This is a genomic window from Parasphingorhabdus sp. (assembly GCF_965233695.1).
Lineage (GTDB): Bacteria > Pseudomonadota > Alphaproteobacteria > Sphingomonadales > Sphingomonadaceae > Parasphingorhabdus.
This window is the reverse complement of record NZ_OZ247497.1, coordinates 4,060,718-4,084,319: the sequence shown is the minus strand read 5'-3', so window position 1 is coordinate 4,084,319 and position 23,602 is coordinate 4,060,718. Positions and strand designations below refer to the sequence as shown.

At 52.1% G+C, this 23,602-nt stretch carries 31 protein-coding genes; 22 read left to right on the top strand and 9 right to left on the bottom strand.

What is annotated here, in order from left to right:
- Window positions 1–3: 3 nt before the first annotated feature.
- The 3 genes from ACO6S1_RS19670 to ACO6S1_RS19660 form a co-directional block, all read right to left on the bottom strand.
- A complete protein-coding gene (locus ACO6S1_RS19670; protein WP_422344217.1) occupies window positions 4–663 on the bottom strand; it encodes a DsbA family oxidoreductase in 660 nt (219 codons plus the stop codon).
- Window positions 664–690: 27 nt separating this feature from the next.
- Window positions 691–1,053 (bottom strand): ATP-dependent Clp protease adapter ClpS, encoded by a 363-nt coding sequence (gene clpS / locus ACO6S1_RS19665; RefSeq protein ID WP_422344216.1) that lies wholly within the window; start codon window positions 1,051–1,053, stop codon window positions 691–693.
- A gap of 238 nt (window positions 1,054–1,291) precedes the next feature.
- Window positions 1,292–1,720, bottom strand: a complete 429-nt coding sequence (locus ACO6S1_RS19660; RefSeq protein ID WP_422344215.1) for a phasin family protein — start codon at window positions 1,718–1,720, stop codon at window positions 1,292–1,294.
- Window positions 1,721–1,739: 19 nt separating this feature from the next.
- On the opposite strand from ACO6S1_RS19660, the gene ACO6S1_RS19655 reads away from it, so the two are divergent.
- Entirely contained in the window at window positions 1,740–2,144 is a 405-nt protein-coding gene (locus ACO6S1_RS19655) for a hypothetical protein (protein ID WP_422344214.1), read from the top strand.
- A 397-nt stretch (window positions 2,145–2,541) separates the two neighbouring features.
- Here ACO6S1_RS19655 and ACO6S1_RS19650 read toward each other — a convergent pair whose 3' ends face one another.
- On the bottom strand, window positions 2,542–3,399 hold the full coding sequence (locus tag ACO6S1_RS19650; RefSeq protein WP_422344213.1) for a sterol desaturase family protein: 858 nt from the start codon (window positions 3,397–3,399) through the stop codon (window positions 2,542–2,544).
- A 114-nt stretch (window positions 3,400–3,513) separates the two neighbouring features.
- Window positions 3,514–4,527: a helix-turn-helix domain-containing protein gene (locus ACO6S1_RS19645; protein WP_422344212.1), complete on the bottom strand. Its 1,014-nt coding sequence runs from the start codon at window positions 4,525–4,527 to the stop codon at window positions 3,514–3,516.
- Between the two features lie 186 nt (window positions 4,528–4,713).
- On the opposite strand from ACO6S1_RS19645, the gene ACO6S1_RS19640 reads away from it, so the two are divergent.
- Both ACO6S1_RS19640 and ACO6S1_RS19635 read left to right on the top strand, forming a co-directional pair.
- The gene (locus ACO6S1_RS19640) at window positions 4,714–5,763 is read left to right on the top strand and encodes a type III polyketide synthase (RefSeq protein ID WP_422344211.1); all 1,050 of its coding nucleotides are present in this window, start codon (window positions 4,714–4,716) and stop codon (window positions 5,761–5,763) included.
- The gene (locus ACO6S1_RS19635) at window positions 5,760–6,302 is read left to right on the top strand and encodes an isoprenylcysteine carboxyl methyltransferase family protein (protein ID WP_422344210.1); all 543 of its coding nucleotides are present in this window, start codon (window positions 5,760–5,762) and stop codon (window positions 6,300–6,302) included. The genes ACO6S1_RS19640 and ACO6S1_RS19635 overlap by 4 nt, the downstream gene beginning before the upstream one ends.
- Before the next feature lies 1 nt (window position 6,303).
- Here ACO6S1_RS19635 and ACO6S1_RS19630 read toward each other — a convergent pair whose 3' ends face one another.
- Together ACO6S1_RS19630 and ACO6S1_RS19625 are read right to left on the bottom strand one after the other, a co-directional pair.
- A complete protein-coding gene (locus tag ACO6S1_RS19630; protein ID WP_422344209.1) occupies window positions 6,304–8,622 on the bottom strand; it encodes a TonB-dependent receptor in 2,319 nt (772 codons plus the stop codon).
- Between the two features lie 267 nt (window positions 8,623–8,889).
- Entirely contained in the window at window positions 8,890–9,090 is a 201-nt protein-coding gene (locus ACO6S1_RS19625; protein ID WP_422346280.1) for a hypothetical protein, read from the bottom strand.
- Between ACO6S1_RS19625 and ACO6S1_RS19620 the strand changes: the two genes are divergently transcribed.
- Window positions 9,023–9,190, top strand: a complete 168-nt coding sequence (locus tag ACO6S1_RS19620) for a DUF4019 domain-containing protein (RefSeq protein ID WP_422344208.1) — start codon at window positions 9,023–9,025, stop codon at window positions 9,188–9,190. The two genes, ACO6S1_RS19625 and ACO6S1_RS19620, sit on opposite strands and share 68 nt — an antisense overlap.
- Before the next feature lie 140 nt (window positions 9,191–9,330).
- On the opposite strand, the gene ACO6S1_RS19615 is transcribed toward ACO6S1_RS19620, so the two are convergent.
- Window positions 9,331–11,364 carry a proprotein convertase P-domain-containing protein gene (locus ACO6S1_RS19615; protein ID WP_422344207.1) on the bottom strand — a complete coding sequence of 678 codons (2,034 nt, stop codon included), beginning with the start codon at window positions 11,362–11,364 and terminating at the stop codon, window positions 9,331–9,333.
- Between the two features lie 53 nt (window positions 11,365–11,417).
- Complete coding sequence (locus ACO6S1_RS19610) at window positions 11,418–11,831, bottom strand: hypothetical protein (RefSeq protein ID WP_422344206.1); 414 nt, start codon at window positions 11,829–11,831, stop codon at window positions 11,418–11,420.
- A 336-nt stretch (window positions 11,832–12,167) separates the two neighbouring features.
- Here ACO6S1_RS19610 and rpsL point away from each other — a divergent pair, with 336 nt between their 5' ends.
- The 18 genes from rpsL (at window position 12,168) to rplE (ending at window position 23,583) form a co-directional block, all read left to right on the top strand.
- Window positions 12,168–12,539 (top strand): 30S ribosomal protein S12, encoded by a 372-nt coding sequence (gene rpsL / locus ACO6S1_RS19605; RefSeq protein ID WP_067198316.1) that lies wholly within the window; start codon window positions 12,168–12,170, stop codon window positions 12,537–12,539.
- 36 nt (window positions 12,540–12,575) lie between these two features.
- Window positions 12,576–13,046 carry a 30S ribosomal protein S7 gene (gene rpsG, locus ACO6S1_RS19600; protein WP_422344205.1) on the top strand — a complete coding sequence of 157 codons (471 nt, stop codon included), beginning with the start codon at window positions 12,576–12,578 and terminating at the stop codon, window positions 13,044–13,046.
- Window positions 13,047–13,198: 152 nt separating this feature from the next.
- Complete coding sequence (gene fusA / locus ACO6S1_RS19595; protein WP_422344204.1) at window positions 13,199–15,292, top strand: elongation factor G; 2,094 nt, start codon at window positions 13,199–13,201, stop codon at window positions 15,290–15,292.
- Window positions 15,293–15,446: 154 nt separating this feature from the next.
- Window positions 15,447–16,637: an elongation factor Tu gene (gene tuf / locus ACO6S1_RS19590; protein ID WP_422344203.1), complete on the top strand. Its 1,191-nt coding sequence runs from the start codon at window positions 15,447–15,449 to the stop codon at window positions 16,635–16,637.
- Between the two features lie 126 nt (window positions 16,638–16,763).
- A complete protein-coding gene (gene rpsJ, locus ACO6S1_RS19585) occupies window positions 16,764–17,075 on the top strand; it encodes a 30S ribosomal protein S10 (protein ID WP_066744965.1) in 312 nt (103 codons plus the stop codon).
- A gap of 213 nt (window positions 17,076–17,288) precedes the next feature.
- Entirely contained in the window at window positions 17,289–18,131 is an 843-nt protein-coding gene (gene rplC, locus ACO6S1_RS19580; RefSeq protein WP_422346249.1) for a 50S ribosomal protein L3, read from the top strand.
- Between the two features lie 3 nt (window positions 18,132–18,134).
- On the top strand, window positions 18,135–18,761 hold the full coding sequence (rplD, locus tag ACO6S1_RS19575; RefSeq protein WP_422344202.1) for a 50S ribosomal protein L4: 627 nt from the start codon (window positions 18,135–18,137) through the stop codon (window positions 18,759–18,761).
- Window positions 18,754–19,062, top strand: coding sequence for a 50S ribosomal protein L23 (locus tag ACO6S1_RS19570; protein WP_422344201.1), 309 nt, complete (start codon window positions 18,754–18,756; stop codon window positions 19,060–19,062). Before rplD ends, ACO6S1_RS19570 begins: the two co-directional genes overlap by 8 nt.
- 6 nt (window positions 19,063–19,068) lie before the next feature.
- Window positions 19,069–19,905 (top strand): 50S ribosomal protein L2, encoded by an 837-nt coding sequence (gene rplB, locus ACO6S1_RS19565; protein WP_348300105.1) that lies wholly within the window; start codon window positions 19,069–19,071, stop codon window positions 19,903–19,905.
- A gap of 2 nt (window positions 19,906–19,907) precedes the next feature.
- Window positions 19,908–20,183, top strand: coding sequence for a 30S ribosomal protein S19 (gene rpsS, locus ACO6S1_RS19560; protein ID WP_108810515.1), 276 nt, complete (start codon window positions 19,908–19,910; stop codon window positions 20,181–20,183).
- A complete protein-coding gene (gene rplV / locus ACO6S1_RS19555; protein WP_335659276.1) occupies window positions 20,183–20,566 on the top strand; it encodes a 50S ribosomal protein L22 in 384 nt (127 codons plus the stop codon). The genes rpsS and rplV overlap by 1 nt, the downstream gene beginning before the upstream one ends.
- Window positions 20,567–20,569: 3 nt before the next feature.
- On the top strand, window positions 20,570–21,265 hold the full coding sequence (gene rpsC / locus ACO6S1_RS19550) for a 30S ribosomal protein S3 (protein ID WP_422344200.1): 696 nt from the start codon (window positions 20,570–20,572) through the stop codon (window positions 21,263–21,265).
- 24 nt (window positions 21,266–21,289) lie between these two features.
- A complete protein-coding gene (gene rplP, locus ACO6S1_RS19545) occupies window positions 21,290–21,721 on the top strand; it encodes a 50S ribosomal protein L16 (protein WP_207987482.1) in 432 nt (143 codons plus the stop codon).
- A gap of 4 nt (window positions 21,722–21,725) precedes the next feature.
- Window positions 21,726–21,938, top strand: a complete 213-nt coding sequence (gene rpmC / locus ACO6S1_RS19540) for a 50S ribosomal protein L29 (RefSeq protein ID WP_422344199.1) — start codon at window positions 21,726–21,728, stop codon at window positions 21,936–21,938.
- Between the two features lie 9 nt (window positions 21,939–21,947).
- Window positions 21,948–22,259: a 30S ribosomal protein S17 gene (rpsQ, locus tag ACO6S1_RS19535; RefSeq protein ID WP_422344198.1), complete on the top strand. Its 312-nt coding sequence runs from the start codon at window positions 21,948–21,950 to the stop codon at window positions 22,257–22,259.
- 61 nt (window positions 22,260–22,320) lie between these two features.
- Entirely contained in the window at window positions 22,321–22,689 is a 369-nt protein-coding gene (gene rplN, locus ACO6S1_RS19530) for a 50S ribosomal protein L14 (RefSeq protein WP_207987484.1), read from the top strand.
- Window positions 22,690–22,691: 2 nt separating this feature from the next.
- Window positions 22,692–23,012 carry a 50S ribosomal protein L24 gene (rplX, locus tag ACO6S1_RS19525; protein ID WP_422344197.1) on the top strand — a complete coding sequence of 107 codons (321 nt, stop codon included), beginning with the start codon at window positions 22,692–22,694 and terminating at the stop codon, window positions 23,010–23,012.
- Window positions 23,005–23,583 carry a 50S ribosomal protein L5 gene (gene rplE, locus ACO6S1_RS19520; protein WP_422344196.1) on the top strand — a complete coding sequence of 193 codons (579 nt, stop codon included), beginning with the start codon at window positions 23,005–23,007 and terminating at the stop codon, window positions 23,581–23,583. Before rplX ends, rplE begins: the two co-directional genes overlap by 8 nt.
- Window positions 23,584–23,602 lie beyond the last annotated feature (19 nt).

The window sequence follows — 23,602 nt, the reverse complement described above, 5'->3', positions numbered from 1 at the left end:
CTTCTAGGCCGCGGCCGCGAGAACCTTGTTCTCTATAATCTGGGCGAATACATCGCTGTCCTGTGCGCCGGGGACCATGAACTTCTTGTTGAAGATAAAGGCCGGAACCCCGGATATGAACCGGTCCTGCCACTCCGCTTCGACAGCACGAACGTCGGCGGCATACATGTCGCTGGCCAGCAGGCTGCGTACGCGTTTTTCATCGAGGCTGACCGAAACAGCGATCTCCGTGAGTATCTCATGATCACTCACATTTTTGCCATCGGTAAAATGGGCCTTGAACAAAGCCAGCTTGAGCGCCGTCTGTTTGCCGGTCTCGCCAGCCCAGTGGAGCAGGCGGTGGGCATCGAACGTGTTCACCATCCGCATATTCTCATGATAGCTAAACTCGAAGTCGAGATCGCTGCCAGCATTGCGTAGCCGTTCGCGATTGGCTTTGCTCTGTTCGGGCGTGGCTCCATATTTCTGGGCCATATGCTCGTTAATATCCTGCCCCTCGGGCGGCATGTTCGGGTTGAGTTCAAATGCATGCCAGGCGAGGGCAAATTCTGCTCTGCCTTCAAAGCGCTGCATCGCCTGTTCAAGCTTCTTGAACCCGATAATGCACCACGGACAAACAACATCAGAGACAATATCGACGGTAATCACCGGGGTCTCTGACATATCTACTTCCTTATATTGGGTGTCGGATCAGGCTTTTTCTAGAGTGCACTGCAAGGGATGCTGGTTCTTGCGGGCAAAGTCCATCACTTGCGTGACTTTTGTTTCGGCCACTTCATAGCTGAAGGTACCGCAAATGCCGACGCCCTTCTGATGAACGTGGAGCATTACTCTTGTGGCTTCATCAATATCCATCTGGAAAAAGCGTTTCAGCACAAGAACAACAAATTCCATCGGGGTATAGTCGTCGTTGAGCAACAATACTTTGTAGGGATTGGGTTTCTTGGTCTTGGTTCGCGTTTTGGTAGCGATGCCGAGATCGGTATCATCGCTGTCTCCGAAGCCGTTATTGTCCGCTCCATCATCTTCATCCCCAGCCATATCTGCAGCCATCTGCTGGCGCCATTGGTCCGTTTCGCCGCGCTTGAAAAAGAGGGGGACGGCGTCAACGGATGAAGGGAAGAGAATCTCTGCTTTAATCATGTCCCACAGGATATGGTATTTCCCCCCTCGAGGGCAAGTGGCGGATTGATCAATCCGCGATGATTTTACGACAAATCGTCTGATTACGGTACAAATGAAAAAGGCCGCTCCCTAAGGAACGGCCTTTTACGAGACGATCAAAAGCTACTTAAGCGGCTTTTTTGATCTCTTTGCGGATGGTGCTGACGCGATCAGCGATTGGCTGATAGGCTTTGCCAGCCAATTTGGTCACGGCATCCACGTTGTTTGAAGTCTGGTCCATAACGCGGTCCAGGCTGTTGCGCATGAAGTCAGCTTGCATTTCAACGAACTCTTTTGGCGTCGCAACATTGAAAGAACTTTTCAGAACGTTGCTTGCTTCCGCGAAGTTTTCGCGGGTGTATTTAACGTTGGTTTTGCCAATTTCCTGAGCACCTTGAGCGGTGATTTTGCCGCTTTCGACGAGCGTTTCAACGTTAAGACGGTTGAATTCAACGGCGTCTTTAGAGACTTCAACAGCGCGGTCAGCGACTTCTTTAGCGCGTTCCTGAGCAGTTGTGGTCAGCTTTTCCAGTTGAGCTTGCAGTTTGGCAGCCATGTCCTGAAGAGCCTTTTTGTTGATCGTAGCGGCTTTTGGAGCTGCTTTTGGAGCTGCTTTCTTTACGGTTTTCTTCGCAGCTGGTTTTGCGGTTCTTTTCGCAGTTGTCATTTTGGTCATTCCTTTTTTAACAATCTTTTTGGCGGTAGGTTTTGCGGCCGTTTTGGTTGCAGGCTTGCGTGCAGTAACCGGCTTCTTAGCCGCCACTTTCTTCGCAGGAGCCTTTTTAGGAGCCGCTTTCTTTGCTGCAGGCTTCGTTGCAGCGGGTTTTGAAGCCGTTTTGGTTGTTGCAGCAGCAACCGGCTTTTCTGCAGCAGGAGCTGCAGCGGTTGTTGTCGCGGTGGTTGGTGCTGGATTTACAGCTGCTTTTGGAGCAGGTGCTTTTGCAGCGGTTACAGGTTCTGCAGATGCCGCGGCTGCATAAGCCGCTTCAGCAGAGAGGCTGGCGGGCTTGTTAGCAGCCGGAACAGCCTGTTTATCAGTCGTGTTTGTATCAGCCATCTTTGCTTCCATTCGTTTGTTGCAGTGCACAAATAGGGAAGGCTTACGTTAAAGTCAAGGAAAAATGTTGCAGTGCAACATAAATGGCAAATTCAGGTTAAAACACCATTTATACCAAACAGTTATCTCAATTTTCGACGATCGGTCGATCCGCCAGTTTATACAGAAAATACACAGAATCGGCAAAAAATATTTTTTCTTCTGCTCTGCAACATAATGGTCATCCCCTATCGTTCATGATGGAGGATGACCATGGCTAAACCTATCACAGGCTGGCCTTTGTAGGAAAGATGAAATTCCTGGTTTGTCTGTCGGACCGGTCAGATAAGATTGGTCGTGGTGGCGACAGCAAGCAACGAGAACGCGGCAATGCAGATATTGGCTGTCGTGCCGACCGACAGATGGATCGGCTTCGCTACAGCATTAAAGCGGGCTTCATAATCGGGGTGCTCTGTTCCCATCATCCGATCCCACCAGGTAAAATAGAGACCGAAATTGCTGTTCCCCTGACTATGGTGCAGATCATGATGGGTAGTTGTCGTGATCCAGCCAACATATTTGTTGCGCGTCCAGCCAGCTGGGAACAACTCTACGCCGGCATGGCCCATGACATTGCGCACAATCATATGAGCTAGGAACAGGAAGATCGCGAACGGATACATGCCACCGAACAGAACCGAGATGATGAACAGATAGATCGGTACAAAGGCAGCCTCGGCCATCGCCTCGAACGAGGAAAAGCTATAGGCCGCCCATGGCGTCGGGGTGCGCGACTTGTGATGGTGGAGGTGGGAAAAGCGGAACATGGTTTTGGTGTGCAGCCAACGGTGCATCCAATAGAAATAGGCATCGTGGGCGACGATCATCGCCAAAAGCTGCACGATGAATAGCGGCCAGCTGATCTCGCCAGTCATAACGGTGATCCAGCCGGACGCTTCCAGCAACACCGTGCTGATGGTCGTCAGACCGAAAACGAGGACCGTCCGCATGGAAGAGAGGAATTCGCGTTTATAATCAGCGAAACCCGCCTTGCGAGACTGGATGCGCCGGGCCGCGCTCCATTTGCCAAAGGCCCAGAGAATGAAAGACAGGGCACCTGCCGCGATCAGGTAGCGGCCCAGGTCGAAAGTAAAGGCACCGATCATATGATCAATTATGTCGTTGAATAGTCCGGGCATTTGCTTCTCCACCATGTCTTATGTTGTTCGATGAAGGCAAAGTGGCAGGAAGGATGGGATGTTTCTCTGCAATGTTGAAAAATGCTGTGCAATTTTGAAAATGATCAGATTATTTCAGTTTTGATCAATCGCTGCTTTTCTGAAATCACTAGGTGTCAGGCCGGTTTCGGCGCGAAAGGCGCGGTTGAATGGCGCAAGCGACCCATAGCCCAAATCCATCGCGATTGTCAGAATCGGCAAGTCCACCAGTGCGCGATCGGCCAGTTTCGCCTTGGCTTCGCTGATTCGATAGCCGTTGAGAAAGGATGAAAAATTGCGATGGCCAAGCTGTTTGTTGATCAGCGCGCGCAGACGATGTTCCTGCGTGTCCAGTTGCGAAGCCAGTGTGGCGATAGTGAGCGAGGGGATGCGATATTGGCCATCCTCCATCGCTGCGATCAGTTTGTCATGCAAAACGGTTTCGCTGGGGGACAGATTCGCGGATGCATATTTACTGGCTGGCGAATAGCCACGTTCGACCAGAACTTCCGGTTCGACAATGAGCAGTGCAGAACCAGCACACAAGACCAGTAAAAAGATAAAAGCAGCGTTCACCACGGATGCTGCCAACGGGACACTATGGCCACCGAACAGCAATTCGACGATGAGTACACCGCCGACCTGCAACCCGATCAAAAATGGCAAAAAGGTGCTGATCAGTCTCCGTTTCTCGACCAGATCATCCGCCCTGCCGCCAATCGCAACAATCAGCAAATGGACAATCAAGGCCAGTGAAACAATGCGGATGGCATCAAAGGTCAGCCATCGGTCCACAATGGACAGGTTTGTAATGCCCCATAGCAGGAACAGGATGAGCGAGGCGCCGATCAGGATTTTCTTGTTGATGGGGCGTTCAAACAGCTGGTGGCCAAATACCCAGGCCCAGATAGTCGTGGATACGGATATGAAATCAACGACAATTTCCAGCACACCTTCATTGGGCGAAAAGCCGGAGGAATTGATGATATAGGCCATGGAACTGATCAGCAGACCAATGGCTGCGATTTTGAGGTTCGTGCGTATCTTGCCTGCAATCAAGACAGCGATGATCATGATCTGCCCGCCAATGGCGAGCAGACGCAATGTCATATCAGCAAAAACCAAATCCAATCCGGCGATCGTTATACCTTCCCTGTTATATGCTATGCTAGCCCATCTTCTTCTGTTCGCAACGGGAATTTCGTTGATACGTTCGTTCGGGCAGTGCGGATATTATCCTTTGGTTTCTGAAACAGCTATGTGTAACAGCTTAGCCATGCAGCGCGAATATGTCCCATGTCCCAACTGAAATCGATCGCGACCGCCCTCCCTGACCATAAGATCAGCCAAGAGGATGTTCTGGCCGTGCTTGCAAAGGCGCGCGGGTCGGCATTGCCGGCGCGATTAAAACAGATATTGGGCAATAGCGGAATTGCGCATCGTTATATTGCGCGTGATCCCGACTATTATCTGGAACAGCGCAGCTGGCCGGAGCGCGCGCAAATCTATGATGAAGTGGGGAGGGCGCTGGCTGAGCGATCGGCCGCGGCGGCGTTGGATAAAGCTGCCTTGAAGCCGGTAGATGTGGACGCGATTGTGATGATCTCGACGACGGGCACCATGACGCCTTCCATTCCCAGCCGGTTGATCGACGCGATGGGTTTCCATCAGTCAGTACAGACTGTGCCGGTTTTCGGTTATGGTTGCGCCGGAGGAATTTTGGGGCTGCGGCTGGCCAATGATCTGGCGGATGCGGGTGGTGGGCAGAATGTCCTGTTGATCTCGCTGGAATTATGCAGCCTGTCCTATGATTACAGCCAGTTCGACAAGAAGAACATGATTGCTACCGCGCTTTTTGCCGACGGCTGTGCTGCAGCCGTTTTGACCGGCAAAGGCGCGCCAAGTGAAGGGCCGTCCTTCCGCGCCTTCGGACAAAAAACCTGGCCGGATACCCGCGATATGATGGGTTGGGATATAGGTGATACGGGTTTCGATCTGGTGCTTGCGCGAGATATCCCGACTTTTGTCGCTAAGGATTTCACGCCCTTCTGCGACCAGTTCCTGACCGAACAGGGTCTGGAAAAATCGGATATGAGCGAGCCTGCCTGTCATCCCGGAGGTGGCCGCGTGGTTGAGGCATTGGAAGACTATTTCGCGCCAGAACTGCCGGGCATTCCCGCAACCCGAGAGGTGCTCAAACAGCATGGCAATATGTCATCACCAACGGTGCTGTTCGTGCTGGAAAAACTACTCAGCGGTAACCCCAGGAGGCCGCTGTTGATGACGGCTCTGGGACCGGGCTTTACATCCGTACTGGGCATATTGGACCCGGCAGGAGCAGAATGATGAACGATTTAGGTGCGATTTTCACAACCCCGCCAACGCTCGTCACCTGGATTCTCATCTATATCGTAGCGCAGCGGCTGGGCGAACTGGTCTATGCCAACCGCAATACCCGGCGGTTATTGTCCGAAGGCGGAGAGGAATTTGGCGCCGACCATTATCACTGGTTTATTTTCCTCCACAGCGCGTGGCTCGCCATCATCTTCCTGCTGGTCGATCCGTTGCGGGAGTTAAACACGGCCGTGCTGGTGCTGTTTGTCGGTACCCAAATCCTGCGGGTCTGGACCTTGGCATCAATCGGCCGCTGGTGGACGACGCGGATTATATCAGCACCCCATTTCGACAAAGTGAGGCGCGGACCCTATAAATATGTCAGCCATCCCAACTATCTGGTGGTCGTGCTGGAAATCGTGATTGTGCCTTTGTTAATGGGTCTCCCGTGGGTGGCATTGTTATTTTCGATCCTCAACGCCATCCTGCTGCGCCATCGGATCGGTGTGGAAAACGAAGTGCTGGGAAAGCGCGGAAACAGCCAAGCCTAGGTCAGAATCGCGCCGTCAGCTGTACCCCGTAAAAGCGTGGTTCGGCCGGAATGAAGGCCGGTATCCCAAAAGCACCGCCGGTATTGCCGGCATCGAGCAGATAATTTTCATTGGTCAGGTTTCGCGCGAACCCGGCCACCTCAAATTGTTCATCGGCAAAGGATATTCCCGCGCGCAGATTGACAAGCGTCACCGCATCCTGACTGATTGCCTGACTGTTGGGAATTTCAAAGAATATCCGGCTGCGATAGGTTATGGTCGGCGTCATGAAGAAGCTGGTGCTATCATTGATCGGATAATCGACCGTTAGGCCGCCGGCGGCCTGTACCTCTGGCTGCAACCGGAAGCGGGCATCGCGAAACGCCGGGGCAATATCGTCCGTATTGTCTATGCCGCCATCAATATAGCCGATATTGGCGAACAGATTCAGCCAGTCGGCTGCCTGCACACTGACTTCCGCTTCGACCCCGAAATTCTTGGCGCTGCCAGCGCTTTCGGTCCGGGCAATCCCGTTTTCGTCGACCACGCTGACCTGAAATCCTTCATAGGTCTGATAGTAAACGCCAAGTGATCCGGACACTGGACCGAAAGACCCTTTCAAACCCACTTCGTAATTCCATACGGTTTCTTCATCGATGGCTGTGAAGTCGGCAATCGGGCCATTTGGACCGCTCGTTGCATCCAGATCGACTGTCGGCGAGCGGCGGCCTTTGGAGATGGTGGCAAAGCCGTTAACATCGTCGGAGAAGCGGTAGAGAATGTTGAAGCGTGGAAGAAAGGCGTCAAAACTGTCTTCCGTGCGGAAGGTTTGGCCGGCTGTATCTGTGACAGGAAACAAGGGCACGCCAGCAAGTACGGAATTGGGGGCGAATGCCCGATAGCCCGACCGACGCTTTTCGATAAGCGCACGGATACCAGCGGTCAGTTCCAGCTCCGGTATTGGGATCCAGGTTGCATCGGCAAAGACGGAATAGCTGTCATTCTTTCCCAGATTTTCAAATTCCAGTGTGTACGGAATGGCCGTAACCGCGCCATTGGTCAGTGCTTCGATAGCGACCCCGGCGGGAATCCCATCGGCGCTAACACAGGGCACACCCGGCACGACGCTGCCAAACAAACATTGTAAAAAGGTCACCTCATCCGTGGCAAGCGGCACGCGCTGGATGCCATCTTCGCGAAAAATGTTCCAGCCGAAGGAGCCGCGGAACGTTGTGCCATTATTATAGGAAAAACGAGTCTCGTGGCTCCACTGGTCACCCTCGGCATCCTCGGCAAATTCGAGATAGGTAGCTACCGAGCCATCGGCATCGAACACTTCATTGGAATCGAAATTGCGATAGCCGTTGACCATGGTCAGCGTCCATTCGTCAGCAAAATCCCATGAAAAGGTGAAATTGGCATCATAGACATCGCGGGTCAGGCCGAGCTCATCATCGCCCAAAATCTCCGGGAAAAAGGGCGATCCGCCAAGAAAGGCAGAGCCAAAGGGATCGGCTGGTCCCGCTGTCGTCGGCAAAGAGCCAGAGATAAACGGCGTTCCCGAGTTGCGTTGACGGTCATAGGTGAAAATCAGGTCGGCAGTGAAATCGTCGCTGGGCGTATAGCGCAGCGATCCGCGGATGCCGAGCTGGTTCTGCGCATAGAGATCGTCCTGATTGGGCGCGAGATTTTCGACATAGCCATCCCGCCGTTTATAGGCGAAGGCCACCCGTCCGGCGATGATATCCGACCCGGCATTGAGATGACCCGCCACCGTATAGGCGTCGAAATTGCCATAGCTGCCAGACAGCTCACCGGAAAAGCCCGGCTTCGGTTTGTTCGAAACGATGCTGATCGCGCCAACCGCAGAGGCCGTGCCGAACAGGGTTGCTTGCGGGCCTTTGATCACCTCAATCCGTTCGATGTCATACGCATCCTGATAAGAGCCGCGCGAGCGGGAAATATCGATGCCGTTATAGTAGAGCGTGACCCGCGGCGCCTGTTGGGCAGAACCACTGTCAGAGGTAATCCCGCGAATGACGACACCGGGGTTATTGGCGCTTTGTTCCTGAATATTCAGGCCGGGCACGAAGTTGGACAGCTCGTCGAGATCCGACACGCCCAGTTCACGAAGCCGTTCTCCGGTCGCGGCAGAAATGGTGATCGGCACATCGGTCGAGCGCTGCTCGATCTTCTGCGCTGTCACGATGATGACATTGTTGTCGCTGCTGTCTTCTGCAGCATTATCTAGATCATTCTGCGCCGCAGCGGGAGCGGCAAGGGCAGAAAAACAAAGCGCGGTTGCCAGAGCGGGCAGGGAGGTTTTGCATGTCAATTTCACGAGAATCAGCCTTTGATAGGAGCAGGGGATATGTGACTGTGCAAGTGCAGCATTGCTGTTACGGCGTGAGGCAATCCGTGTGACAGATTGAAGAAAATCATGGGTCTGAAATGTGACGGGCTGACTTTAATGAGCGGCCCTTCGCATCCGACCAGATTTCCGAGATCATCGGGTTGGTTTGATTCTCACTACCGTCCAAAAGGTCAGCTTCGCAAGAAGACAAATTATACGCATATTGGTGGCCAAATTCTGTTGAAGCGTTCCCTGTCATCGATGAACGGAGGCAAGTGCGGTGGTATCATCGGCTTGACCATGGCTGTGATTATACCAAACGGCGAGCATGTAGGAAAGGGCGGCCGGGCGATCAGCAAGCGACCAGCTATACGAATTTTTTGGCGCAGTGCTCTCGCGGACAGCAAGCAGCCAGGAAGCCGTCCCCGCGCCGCCATCCGGATATGAAATGGTCAAATTCCGTACCAGCTTCGAAAACAAGCCAGATGCCACGGAGACTTTGGCGCTGGTTCGGGAGGACGCGAGCTGGAAGGTGGTTGGTTACTGGATCGAGTGAATGGGTGGATCGCCTATAGAAAAAGGATGCGAGAGTCTGGGCAGGAAAAATTGAGGATTATCACCAGCATTTCCGCTTTATTGGTGGATTTTTTGGGTAAAAGCGCGCCATTATCGATCGCGGTTTCGAATATTATTTCGCTATTCAATGGTGACGTTGAAAATCAGTGCAACGCTTTCGCCCAGTGCAAGTGAACTGGCACTGCCGGTAACGACGCCAGAGTCAAATGACATGCCGTAGGGATCATTTTCATCTGCGCCTATGGAATCTTCGTCTTCTCCAATCATAGTACCAGAACAACTGTCGCTCGATTGAAGGCTTGCGGCAACGAAAGACAAATTCGGAGGAATGCTGTCAGTAACAGATATGTCGGTCGCTTCAGCACTGCCCATATTGGAGACCAGGATACAGTAGCGCACGATCGCTCCAGGTATGGCTTTTGGATTGCTGGCGCTGACTCCGTCCGACAAAACGGTCGATATTTTGCTGATTGCGAGGTTTGCGACAGGAATGCAGAACGTCATGTCATGCAGGGCGATTGCCTGTTGAGCCGGGTCCGCTGGTGCAAGGTTGTGGTTGCTATAAACAATGGTGATCGTATCCACCGGCGATGAAAAGGTGACAACGACGTTGCCGTTAGGCTGACTATCGCCTGAACCGGCATCTCCATATGCACCATTTCCAATAACATAATTGGCAATGCCGTTGGTTAGGGCGGGGATAACTGGGTTGCCATTGTAACTGCCGGAAACGATGATTTGATCGGCAAAGCCGCCAGGGTTATGATCAACATCGAAGATAGTGAATTGCACTCCATCGACTGCGACCGGCAGAGTAATCGTGGTAATGGCTTCCTGACTCTGGTTGGCCATATCTGTTAACTGAAACAAGGAATGTTGACCGGTGAAACCTCCGTTCACGTCATTCTGGCGCACCGGAGTCTGATCGCCGGTGAACGGGTCACTCAGCCAGGTTCCCTCGTTGGTAATGGCAAAGCTGATATTGCCAAGATTGGCAACGGCGTAAGTGCCGCTGATACTTCCCGGTGCCCAACTAACGGTATCCCAGTCAAAAATGGTGTTTCCGTTCGGACATATCAGCGTCGGCGGTGTGCCAGCAAGGCGACCCGCGGCGACAGTGAAGCTGGCCGTGTCATCATCGTCTTCCGCCGTTGATCCGTTATTCGGGATTGAGTCTGAATCAAAAGCGCTCGATGCGGAAATTTCCGCACTGTTGACGATCGTGGCGCCTGCAGCAGCTGTAACTGATACAATAATATTGATGGTCGCGGAAGCGCCCGGTGCCAGTGATCCGACTGTCCAGACGCCAGTACTATCGCTGTAACTTCCGGTACCGGATGAACTTTCATAAGAAACCCCTGCGGGTAACGTATCCTGAACGGTAATGCCCGTGGCCGTGAGCGCTGAATTGGCATTGTTTGTGACAGTAAGCGAGTAGGTCACATTGGCACCATTGACGGGGCTAGTATTACTGACGGATTTCGAAAGCGAAAGATCGGCAGACGGCGTTGAATCTGTCAGATACAAATCCGCGCGTTGAAAATTTCCGTCGTCGAAGTTTGGCTCAAAATCACATATTCTAAGCTGCCATGTGCCCAAGCTATTTTCGCCAATGAATGAGGAAAGCGCATTATTGGGGCGATAGTTGTGCTGATAGGCTGTGGACGGCGGATTGGGAGCTGTGCCGGAATGGCCATCGCTTGGATCAGAATTGACCACCGGGGAATGACTATCATCCAGCAAAACGTTATAGTTTGCCCCATCAACATTAACAGAATCGCCGTCGACGACCTGTACTTCCGTTCCCGAAGGAGAGCGCAGTCTTAGGCGGATATCTCCTCGCCAGCTGTGCGTGATGAACGCACCAAGGCTAACATTGCTGATCGTGAAACTGTCTCCAACAATAATGTTTTTGACCAGTTCGCTAGAGCAGGATGTAGAGTTGTTAATATCATTCCCGCCGCCTGCGCCTTCATTCAAAATATATTGATTGACCGATTGCGCCAGCGCGCTGGAAGGCATCAACCCCAATAACAAAAAAGCAAAGGCAAAAAATGCCCGAATGACCTCGCTGGTTGCTGTGCCTGCTTTTGATCCAGAGGAGTCTATCTTTTCCAGCGTTTCGAATTGGGTTCGTTTTCTGTACGATTTCATCGGCAGGCTAGGTCCAGTAAATCCAAAACTCGGTGTGTTTCCAATTGTCGGCATTATTCATGGCTCGATGCTTCTCGGCCGCCTGAAGGATTCTTGTGATTATTAGGTCTGGCTTGGCATCCATTGAAATGTCCGATCTTTTCTCGCCCGCCAACTTCAAAGGTCAAAGCAACGGGTGAACATTCGATCAAAACACCAGGAACGCGATTAGGAGCAATTGTCGATGATTGGTGGTTTGCGACGGGTAGTTTGGCTATCGCATCATCTGCCCCGCTATTTGCAAGCACAGCGACGATCGACAGTGTTGTTCCCAAAAAAAGCATAACCTGAACTCCCAAAATCACCTTCAGACAAACCGCAAAAGGCGTGCCAAATAATAGAAACGGGTCAAAATCAGACTTTTTAAGATCGAGACAGGAGGCGCTGGCCCAATAATTTCCAGATAAGGCAAGATATTGCCATTGCACTGGCAATATCTTGCAGTCTCTCAAACCGGGGCGGGCCGGCTAGGGTGGGCATAAGGGGCGGGTATCCGCTTCAGGGATAATGCGGATATTGGATCAATAGTGCCTCCGCGAACATTCCGTGGCGGTTTGAATCGCTGACATTGTTTCGAACGGCCAGGAACTGAACGCTATTAATGTCCCAGCCCTTGACCACCAAACGAATCCCCGCTAAGGGCCGCGCTTCTGTTGTATCGGGTTCTCCCAATCCCGCAGAAAACTTACATAGGCAAAACACTCAAGGCGATTTGGCCGAGAGAGTAACCCTAGTTTATCTAGATCCAATAAGGTGAAGACTTTATGCCAACGATTAATCAGCTCGTCCGTAAAGGGCGGGTGCCACAGAAGACGAAGTCCAAAGTGCCGGCCATGGAAGCCAACCCGCAGAAACGCGGCGTTTGTACCCGGGTCTACACAACGACTCCTAAAAAACCAAACTCCGCTCTGCGTAAGGTTGCCAAGGTTCGCCTGACCAACCAGCGTGAGGTCATCAGCTATATTCCCGGTGAAGGTCATAACCTTCAGGAGCATAGTGTTGTTCTCATTCGCGGCGGCCGTGTTCGCGACCTTCCCGGTGTGCGTTACCATGTGCTGCGCGGTGTTCTTGATACGCAAGGCGTTAAGGACCGGAAGCAATCCCGTTCCAAATACGGCGCGAAGCGTCCTAAGTAATATTGGCCGATAACAGGCTAACTGGAGTTATATAATATGGCACGTCGTCGTCGTCCTGAAAAACGGATAATCCTTCCTGATCCAAAATTTAAGGATCAGGTCCTTTCAAAATTCATGAACAACCTGATGATAGATGGTAAGAAATCTACCGCAGAGCGTATCGTATATGGTGCTTTTGACAGCATCGAAGCCAAAGCGAAAAAAGATCCGCTGCAGCTTTTCCATGATGCGCTGAACAACATCAAGCCGGGCATTGAAGTGCGCAGCCGCCGTGTTGGTGGTGCGACCTATCAGGTTCCTGTCGAAGTGCGCCCTGAACGTGCGCAGGCTCTGGCTATCCGCTGGATGATCAGTGCCGCGCGCGCGCGCAGTGAAACCACAATGGCTGCTCGTCTGTCGGGTGAAATTCTGGATGCTTCCAACAATCGCGGCAACGCGGTGAAGAAGCGTGAAGATTCGCACAAGATGGCCGAAGCCAACCGCGCATTTGCACATTACCGCTGGTAGCATTATATAAAGGCGCAGGGATCGCAGATTCTCTGTAAATTCCTGCGCTTTTCACATTGTTGTATTTGTAACCAATCAGGGCTGGTCATCGCTGGCCCCTTTCACTATATGGGCGGCGCTAATCAGGGCCCCTTAATTCTGGAGTAAAGACTATGGCACGCAGCCATCCGCTCGAACGATATCGCAATATTGGCATTATGGCCCATATTGATGCCGGTAAAACAACCACCACGGAACGGATCCTGTATTATACAGGTAAGTCCTACAAAATCGGCGAAGTGCATGATGGCGCGGCGACGATGGACTGGATGGAGCAAGAGCAAGAGCGTGGTATTACCATCACCTCTGCTGCGACCACCTGTTTCTGGAATGCCGAAGACCGCAAGGGTCCTGAGCACCGGATCAACATTATTGATACACCGGGCCACGTTGACTTCACGATTGAAGTTGAGCGTTCGCTGCGTGTGCTCGATGGCGCGGTAGCCTGTTTCGACGGCGTTGCCGGCGTTGAGCCACAGTCTGAAACCGTTTGGCGCCAGGCTGATAAATATAAAGTGCCGCGGATGTGCTTCATCAACAAGCTCGACCGGACCGGTGCCAACTTCAAATTCTGTGTCGATTCCATCGTAGAGCGTTTGGGTGCGACACCTGCTGTGCTGTATCTGCCTATCGGTATCGAAGCGAGCCTTGTTGGTCTGGTTGACCTCGTCAATCAGCGTTCGATCACCTGGAAGAACGAAGATCTTGGCGCTGAATATAGCTATGGTGAAATTCCAGAAGATATGGCGGATGAAGCCGCTGAATATCGCGAGAAGCTTATCGAGCTTGCTGTAGAGCAGGACGATGACGTGATGGAGCAATATCTCGAAGGCAACGAGCCTGATGCCGCGACCTTGAAGGCGCTCATCCGTAAAGGTACGTTGAACCAGAGCTTCGTTCCTGTGCTTTGCGGCTCGGCCTTTAAGAATAAAGGCGTTCAGCCTCTGCTCGACGCGGTTGTGGATTATATGCCAAGCCCGCTCGACGTTGCTGCCATCAAGGGCGTCAAGCTTGACGGCGAAACCGAAGACAGCCGTCCATCGAGCGACGACGAGCCATTTTCTGCGTTGGCCTTTAAAGTCATGAACGATCCATTCGTGGGCACACTGACTTTCTGCCGCATCTATTCCGGCAAGCTGGAAAAAGGCACGCTTTTGAACTCGGTCAAGGACAAGAAAGAAAAAGTCGGCCGCATCCTCGAAATGCACTCCAATGATCGTAAGGATATTGACGAGGCATTTGCAGGCGACATCGTGGCGCTGGCCGGTATGAAAACGACCACCACCGGTGATACGCTTTGTGATCCTGACAATCCGATCATTCTGGAGCGTATGGAATTCCCTGAGCCGGTCATCGAGCTTTCCGTGGAGCCTAAAACCAAGGCTGACCAAGAGAAGATGGGCGTTGCGCTTAATCGTCTCGCGGCTGAGGATCCAAGCTTCCGTGTGACGACTGACCATGAATCCGGTCAGACGATCATCAAGGGCATGGGCGAGCTTCACCTCGACATTCTCGTCGACCGCATGAAGCGCGAGTTTAAAGTGGAAGCCAATGTTGGCGCGCCACAGGTGGCTTATCGCGAATCTCTCGGCAAAGCTGTCGAAGTTGACTACACGCATAAGAAACAGTCCGGTGGTTCCGGTCAGTTTGCGCGTATCAAATTTGAAGTCACACCCGGTGAGCGTGGTGCAGGCATTACTTTTGAAGACGAAATCAAAGGTGGTAACATTCCTAAGGAATATATCCCGTCCGTTGAAAAAGGCATGCGTGAAACAGCTGAAACCGGTTCGCTGATCGGCTTCCCGATCATCGACTTTAACATTCGTGTTTATGACGGCGCCTATCATGATGTTGACTCCTCGGCTCTGGCTTTTGAAATTGCGGCACGTGCCGCGATGCGCGAAGCTGCCCAGAAGTCTGGCATCAAGCTGCTTGAGCCAATCATGAAAGTCGAAGTGATTACGCCGGAAGACTATCTTGGTGACGTGATCGGCGATTTGAACTCTCGCCGTGGCCAGATTCAGGGTACTGACACCCGCGGTATCGCTCAGGCTGTGGACGCGATGGTGCCGCTGGCCAATATGTTTGGCTACGTAAACGAGCTGCGCTCTTTCACACAGGGCCGTGCACAATATTCGATGCAATTTTCTCATTATGAGCAGGTGCCGAATAATGTTGCAGAAGAATTGAAGGAGAAGATGGCTTAATCGCCACTTCTCTTTTTTACGAGTAACCGCGCTTACCTTTTGGTTCTGGCTCAAGAAAAAAGCCTAGAGGTTAAAAGGGTGTTGACAGATTTGGATAGTCTCGCCAAAGCGCGGCACAGACTATCAAGACGATAGAAATTAGAGGTAATATAAAATGGCAAAAGCAAAGTTTGAACGCAATAAGCCGCATTGCAATATCGGCACCATCGGTCACGTTGACCACGGTAAAACCACATTGACCGCAGCGATCACGAAAGTGCTTGCTGAATCAACTGGCGGTGAAGCCGTAGACTTCGCGAACATTGACAAAGCGCCTGAAGAGCGTGAGCGCGGCATCACCATTTCAACAGCACATGTTGAATATGAAACCGAAGCGCGCCACTATGCGCACGTCGATTGCCCAGGCCACGCTGACTATGTTAAAAACATGATCACCGGTGCTGCTCAGATGGATGGCGCGATCCTGGTTGTGAACGCAGCTGACGGTCCAATGCCACAGACCCGCGAGCACATCCTGCTTGCTCGTCAGGTTGGCGTTCCTGCTCTTGTTGTTTTCATGAACAAAGTTGACCAGGTTGATGACGAAGAGCTTCTTGAGCTCGTCGAAATGGAAATCCGTGAATTGCTTTCTTCTTACGACTTCCCAGGCGATGATATCCCTGTTGTTAAGGGTTCTGCATTGGCAGCGCTTGAAGGTCGTGACGACGAAATCGGCAAAAACAGCATTCTGGAACTGATGAAAGCTGTTGATGAAGCAATTCCTCAGCCAGAGCGTCCAGTCGACCAGGCGTTCTTGATGCCAATCGAAGACGTTTTCTCCATCTCCGGTCGTGGTACGGTTGTTACCGGCCGTGTTGAAACCGGTGTTGTGAATGTTGGTGATGAGTGTGAAATCGTTGGTATCAAAGATACAACGAAGACGACTGTTACCGGCGTTGAAATGTTCCGCAAGCTGCTCGACTCCGGTCAAGCTGGCGATAATATCGGCGCCTTGATCCGCGGCGTTGCTCGTGAAGAAGTTGAGCGTGGTCAGGTTCTTTGTAAGCCTGGTTCAATCACACCGCACACCGAGTTCAGTGCAGAAGTTTATGTGTTGTCGAAAGACGAAGGCGGCCGTCATACGCCATTCTTCGCTAACTATCGTCCACAGTTCTACTTCCGTACAACGGACGTAACCGGTGAAGTCATCCTGCCAGAAGGTACGGAAATGGTTATGCCTGGCGATAACGTTACAATTAACGTGAAGTTGATTGCTCCAATCGCAATGGACGCCGGTCTTCGCTTCGCAATTCGCGAAGGTGGACGGACCGTCGGTTCTGGGGTTGTCAGCAACGTAACAAAGTAATATAGGACTGTTTCGCCGCCCGGGTCACTGATTCGGGCGGCCAGTTTTTCGCCGCTCCGGCTTCTTTTTTAAGAGAGAAAATCGGGGCGGTTTATTTTTGGCTCTTTGACATTGGTATAGGTTCATATGGAAACGCAGAATATTCGCATACGCTTGAAGGCATTCGATCATCGGGTTCTTGATCAGGCAACCGGCGATATCGCTGACACTGCTCGCCGCACTGGCGCGCTTATCCGTGGACCGATACCATTGCCAACGCATATTGAAAAATTCACCGTAAACCGCGGCCCGCACGTTGACAAAAAGTCACGCGAGCAGTTTGAGGTCCGGACTTACAAGCGGTTGCTCGATATCGTGCAGCCTACGCCGCAAACCGTTGATGCTTTGATGAAGCTCGATCTTGCTGCCGGTGTAAATGTAGAGATTAAGCTCGCTTAATGTGAGTGAAGACGCTGCCTTCAACGGGCAGCGGTGACATGGGAAACCGCCAGCGCATAAGCTGGGTCATGTGTCCCCCGTCTAGTTTGGTTGGTCTTCGGATCGGTTAAACGGTTTAGCCCGGACGGGGCGATATTCAAAAATCTGGGCTGAGTATTTTTAGGCACGCCCGCTGGCAATTCCGCACGTGGGCCTCTGTAAGGAGAAATGATCGTGCGTACTGGCGTGATCGCGAAAAAAATGGGGATGACCCGCTTGTTTCAGGAAGATGGTCGGCATGTGCCGGTAACCGTTCTTTCTTTGGAACAGTGCCAGGTTGTTGGAGCCCGCAAACAGGATCCGGATGGCTATTATGCTGTTCAGCTTGGTGCAGGCGCCCGTAAAGCGAAAAATGTAAACAAACCACAGCGTGAAGCTTTTGCTAAAGCAGAAGTAGAGCCAAAGGCTCGTGTTGCCGAATTCCGGGTTGAGAGCGAAGAAGGCTTGCTCCCCGTCGGTGCCACTATTACGGCTGACCACTTTATTGCTGGTCAAATGGTTGATATTCAAGGTGTGACACAGGGTAAAGGCTTTGCCGGCGCCATGAAGCGTTGGGGTTTCGGCGGTATGCGCGCAACCCACGGTGTTTCCATCTCTCACCGTGCTCATGGTTCTACTGGTCAAAACCAGGATCCGGGTAAAGTCTTCAAAGGTAAGAAGATGGCCGGTCATATGGGTGCGAAAAACCGCACACAGCAAAATCTGGAAATCGTCCGTACAGACGCCGCTCGCGGTTTGATCTTTGTGCGCGGCAGTGTTCCTGGCTCCAAAGGTGGCTGGTTACTGGTTAAAGATGCCGTGAAAGTGGCTCTTCCAGAAGGCGTTCCATTCCCGGGTGCAATGCGCCGCAACGCGGATGAGACGGCGACCGAAGATGCGCCAGCCGGCATGATCGAAGCGGATGCAGCTATTGAACGTCCGATTGGTCCAAGCGATGCTGAAATCGCAGCCGCTGCAGCAGAAAAGCCGGCAGAAGAGAAATCTGATGCGGCAGATGATGCAGGGAAGGAGGGCTAAGCCATGAAATTGAAAGTGAAAACCCTCGACGCCAAAGCCAAAGGCGACATCGATTTGAATGATGACGTGTTCGGTATTGAAGCGCGTGCAGATATCTTGCACCGTGTCGTCAACTGGCAGCGTGAAAAAGCACGTGGCACAGCCCGTCCAACGCGCGAGCGTAGCGACATTGCCCGTACCGGTAAGAAGTTTGGTAACCAGAAGGGCGGCGGTACCGCTCGTCATGGTGATCGCCGTGCTCCGATCTTCATCGGTGGTGGTAAAGCCCATGGTGCGCGCAAGCGTGACTTCAACCCGTCGCTGAACAAGAAGGTTCGTGCGCTGGGTCTGAAAATGGCTTTGTCCGACAAGGCGAAGAACGACAATCTGATCGTGCTTGAGAATATTGAATTGAAGGAAGCCAAAACACAGGCGCTCCTGGCCAATATTGCGAAGCTCGGTTTTGGTAAATCAGCGCTGATCATGGATGGTGATGATGTGAATGATGCATTTGCAAAGGCATCTAACAACATTCCACGTGTCAATGTGATGTCAGCTGCTGGTGCCAATGTTTATGACATTTTGAACCACGAGACTCTGGTGCTGACCCGCGCTGCAGTCGAAAAGCTGGAGGCGCGCTTCAATGGCTAAAAAAGAAGCAATAGACATTCGTCACTATGACGTAATTGTCGGCCCGCACATCACCGAAAAATCAACCTTGCTCAGCGAACATAATGCTGTGGTCTTCAAAGTTGCGAACACCGCAACCAAGCCACAGATTAAAGCCGCTATCGAGGCGCTGTTTGATGTTAAAGTCAAAGGCGTGAACACGATGGTGCAAAAGGGCAAGACCAAGAAGTGGAAGGGTCGCCCCTACACGCGCAACGATGTTAAGAAAGCTGTCGTGACTTTGGCTGAAGGCCAGACCATCGACATCACTACGGGAGTTTAAGGGCACATGGCATTAAAATCCTATAAACCGACAAGTCCCGCACGGCGTGGTCTTATCCTGGTCGACAAGAGCGGCCTGTGGAAAGGCAAGCCCGTCAAGAAGCTTGTTGAAGGCAAGCGCAAGACCGGCGGTCGTAACAATAAAGGTCATGTGACTTCTCGCGGTATCGCTGGTGGTCATAAGCAAAAATATCGTCTGGTGGACTTCAAGCGCCGCAAGTTCGATGTATCTGCGACCGTTGAGCGGATCGAATATGATCCTAACCGGACTGCTTTCATCGCGCTAATCAAATATGATGATGGCGAGCTGAGCTACATTCTGGCGCCACAGCGTCTGGCCATTGGTGACACTGTCATCGCCGGTGAAAAAGTGGATGTGAAGCCTGGTAACGCGATGAAATTGTCGCAGATGCCAATCGGTACGATCATCCACAATGTGGAAATGAAGCCAGGCAAGGGCGGTCAGATTGCTCGCTCTGCTGGTACATATGTCCAGATTGTTGGCCGTGACCGCGGTATGGTTATCGTTCGCCTGAACTCGGGTGAGCAGCGTTATATCCGCAGCGATTGCATGGGTACGGTTGGTGCGGTTTCAAACCCTGACAACTCGAACCAGAATTTCGGTAAAGCTGGCCGCACCCGCTGGAAGGGCCGTCGTCCTTTGACACGTGGTGTTGCGAAAAACCCTGTCGATCACCCGCATGGTGGTGGTGAAGGTCGGACCTCCGGTGGTCGTCACCCAGTGACACCATGGGGCAAGCCAACCAAGGGCGCTCGTACCCGTAAGAATAAAACGACCGACAAGATGATCATCCGGTCGCGTCACGCTAAGAAGAAGAGGTAAGCATGGCTCGTTCCATCAAAAAAGGTCCATTTGTTGACCTCCATCTGCTGAAAAAAGCGCAAGACGCTCAGGAAGCTAGCAAGCGTTCGCCGATCAAGACATGGTCGCGTCGTTCTACAGTTCTCCCTGATTTTGTTGGGCTGACTTTCAATGTTTATAACGGCCAAAAATTCATTCCTGTATCCGTGAATGAAGACATGGTTGGCCACAAGCTTGGCGAGTTCGCTCCTACGCGTAACTATTACGGCCATGGCGCTGACAAAAAAGGCAAGAAATAATGGGTAAGGCATCATCACCCCGCCGCGTTGGCGACAATGAAGCTTTGGCTGTTGGCAATTCCATCCGTGGATCTGCCCAAAAGCTGAACCTTGTTGCACAGCTTATCCGCGGCAAGAAAGCGGAAGACGCTTTGAACATCCTGTCCTTCTCTAAAAAGAGCATGGCCAAAGATGTGAGCAAGGTGCTCGCTTCCGCCATCGCCAATGCCGAAAACAACCATAATCTGGATGTTGACGCATTGATCGTTCAGGAAGCCAGCGTTGGCAAGGGCCTCACCATGAAGCGCTGGAAAGCCCGCGCACGTGGACGTTCAGCCAAGATCATCAAGCCATTTAGCCGCGTTCGCATCGTTGTCCGCGAGCACGAAGAAGAAGAGGCGTAAACCATGGGTCAAAAGAGTAATCCTATCGGGCTTCGCCTGCAGATTAACCGGACTTGGGATAGCCGCTGGTATGCGGAAGGTTCCAATTATGGCGATCTCTTGATGGAAGACATCAAGATGCGCAAATTTATCTTGGAAACCGTGCCCCAGGCTGCGATTTCCAAAGTTGTGATTGAGCGTCCGGCCAAAACCTGCCGCGTTTCCATCTATGCTGCTCGTCCCGGTGTTATCATCGGCAAAAAGGGCGCGGACATTGAAAAGCTGCGCCGCAAGCTCAGCGACATGTCTTCCAGCGATGTGTCTTTGAACATTGTTGAAATTCGCAAGCCAGAAGTTGACGCGCAACTAGTCGCACAAGGCATTGGCGATCAGCTGATCCGCCGTGTTGCCTTCCGCCGGGCGATGAAGCGTGCTGTTCAGTCCGCTCTGCGTCTGGGTGCTGAAGGTATTAAAATTGTTTGTGGTGGCCGTTTGGGCGGAGCAGAAATTGCCCGCGTTGAATGGTATCGTGAAGGCCGCGTGCCGCTCCATACGCTGCGCGCCAATATTGATTATGCTGAATATGAAGCTCTGACGGCTTACGGTATTATCGGTATCAAGGTCTGGATTTTCAAAGGCGAGATATTGGGTCACGACCCGATGGCTCAAGATCGGTTGATGGTGGAAGCGCAAACTTCCGGCGTTCGCCCCTCTCGTTGATTTTTAGGGAATAGGTAAAGCATCATGCTGCAACCAAAGAAAACAAAGTTCCGGAAGGCTCACAAGGGCCGGATTAAAGGAAAAGCTCCAGGCGGCACGACGCTGAACTTCGGTTCTTATGGTCTGAAAGCGATGGAACCAGAGCGGATTACTGCTCGTCAGATCGAAGCGGCTCGCCGTGCGATCACCCGTCATATCAAACGGCAAGGTCGTTTGTGGATCCGTATCTTCCCGGACGTGCCGGTTTCAAAGAAGCCTGCCGAAGTCCGTCAGGGTAAAGGTAAGGGTTCGGTCGAATATTGGGCTTGTCGGGTAAAGCCAGGCCGCATCATGTTTGAACTGGATGGTGTTCCAGGTCCGATTGCTGCGGTTGCTTTCGAGCGTGCGGCGATGAAGCTTCCGATCAAGACAAAAGTTGTGGCTCGCCTTGGCGACACGTCACATTTGGAAGGTTAAGGACATGAGCAAGACAGAAGATTTGCGGACCAAAACCGACGATCAGCTTGAAAGCGATCTGGGCGAGCTGAAGCGCGAGGCATTTAACCTGCGCTTTCAGTCTGCGACCAACCAGCTCGAAAAGCCAAGTCGGATACGCGAAGTGCGTCGCACGATTGCGAAGATTAAAACCCTGCAGAACGAGCGCGCGAAAGCGGCGCAAGCAGAAAAGGCGTAAGGAACCGATATGCCAAAACGTATTCTCACCGGCACGGTAGTGTCAGACAAAGGCGACAAGACTATTGTCGTCAACGTCGAACGCAAAGTGAAGCATCCGCTTTACGGAAAAATTATGCGGCGGTCCAAAAAATACCACGCGCATGATGAAAAGAACGAGATGAGCACTGGCGAAACTGTGCGCATCGAAGAAACAAAACCGATTTCCAAGCTTAAAACTTGGAAAGTGCTGGACCGGGTTGGCGCTGCGGCGGCTCCTGCCACACCAAAGGTTGGCGAAATTACTGCTGCAGACGAAGGCGAAGTCAAAGCCGAAAGCTGAAGCTAGCGAAGTTTAACTGTGCTCTGATGATTTGGGGCGGAATGAAGAAGGAATTGGATCAATGATCCAGATGCAATCGAACTTGGAGGTCGCTGATAATAGCGGAGCCAAACGCGTGCAGTGTATCAAGGTGCTGGGCGGTTCCAAGCGCCGGTTTGCTGGCGTTGGCGACATTATTGTTGTGTCGATCAAGGAAGCTGCACCGCGCGGTAAGGTCAAAAAAGGTGATGTTCACCGGGCTGTTATCGTTCGCACACGCAAAGATATCCGCCGCAAAGACGGTTCGGTTATCCGCTTCGATACCAATGCTGCTGTGTTGGTCAACAATGCGAAGGAGCCGATTGGCACCCGTATCTTTGGCCCAGTGGTTCGCGAATTGCGTGCCAAGAAGCATATGAAAATCATCAGCCTTGCGCCGGAGGTGCTATAATCATGGCCAATGCAAAGATTAAAAAAGGTGACACCGTTGTTGTTCTGTCCGGCAAGGACAAAGGCAAGTCCGGTGAAGTGACCAAGGTAATGCCAAAAGACGGTAAGTTGATCGTCGCTGGTGCAAATATTGCTGTGCGTCACCGCAAACCGACACAGGCCAACCCGCAAGGTGGTCTGGAACGCCGTGAAGCACCGATGCACATCAGCAAGGTTGCTCTGGCCGATCCTAAAGATGGCAAGCCGACACGGGTTCGCTTTGAAGAGAAAGACGGAAAGATGGTTCGTGTAGCCGTCAAATCCGGGGAGAAAGTCGATGGCTGATAAATATTTGCCACGCATGCGTAAAAAATATGACGACGAGATCGTCAAAGCCATGCAGGAAAAGTTCAACTACTCCAATCACATGGAAGTACCAAAAATCACCAAGATCACACTGAACATGGGTGTTGGTGAAGGTAGCCAAGACAAGAAGAAAGCCACGACAGCTGCGGCTGAAATGGAACTGATTGCTGGTCAGAAGCCTGTCATTACCAAGGCGAAAACGTCAATCGCGACGTTCAAGCTGCGTGAAGGCATGCCGATTGGTTGTAAAGTGACATTGCGCCGTGAGCGGATGTACGAATTTCTTGATCGTCTGATTACAGTGGCCATGCCGCGTATTCGTGACTTTCGTGGTCTGAATCCAAAAAGCTTTGATGGCCGCGGTAACTTCGCGATGGGCATTAAAGAACAGATTATTTTTCCTGAGATTGCCTATGACGACATCGACGTGGTGCGCGGCATGGACATTATCGTGACGACGAGCGCGAAAACGAATGACGAAGCTCGTGAGCTTCTCAAACTGTTCGGTTTCCCGTTCCCACAGGAAGAAGAAGAGCAAGCAGCGGCATAATCCGCGAGAAATAATTTTT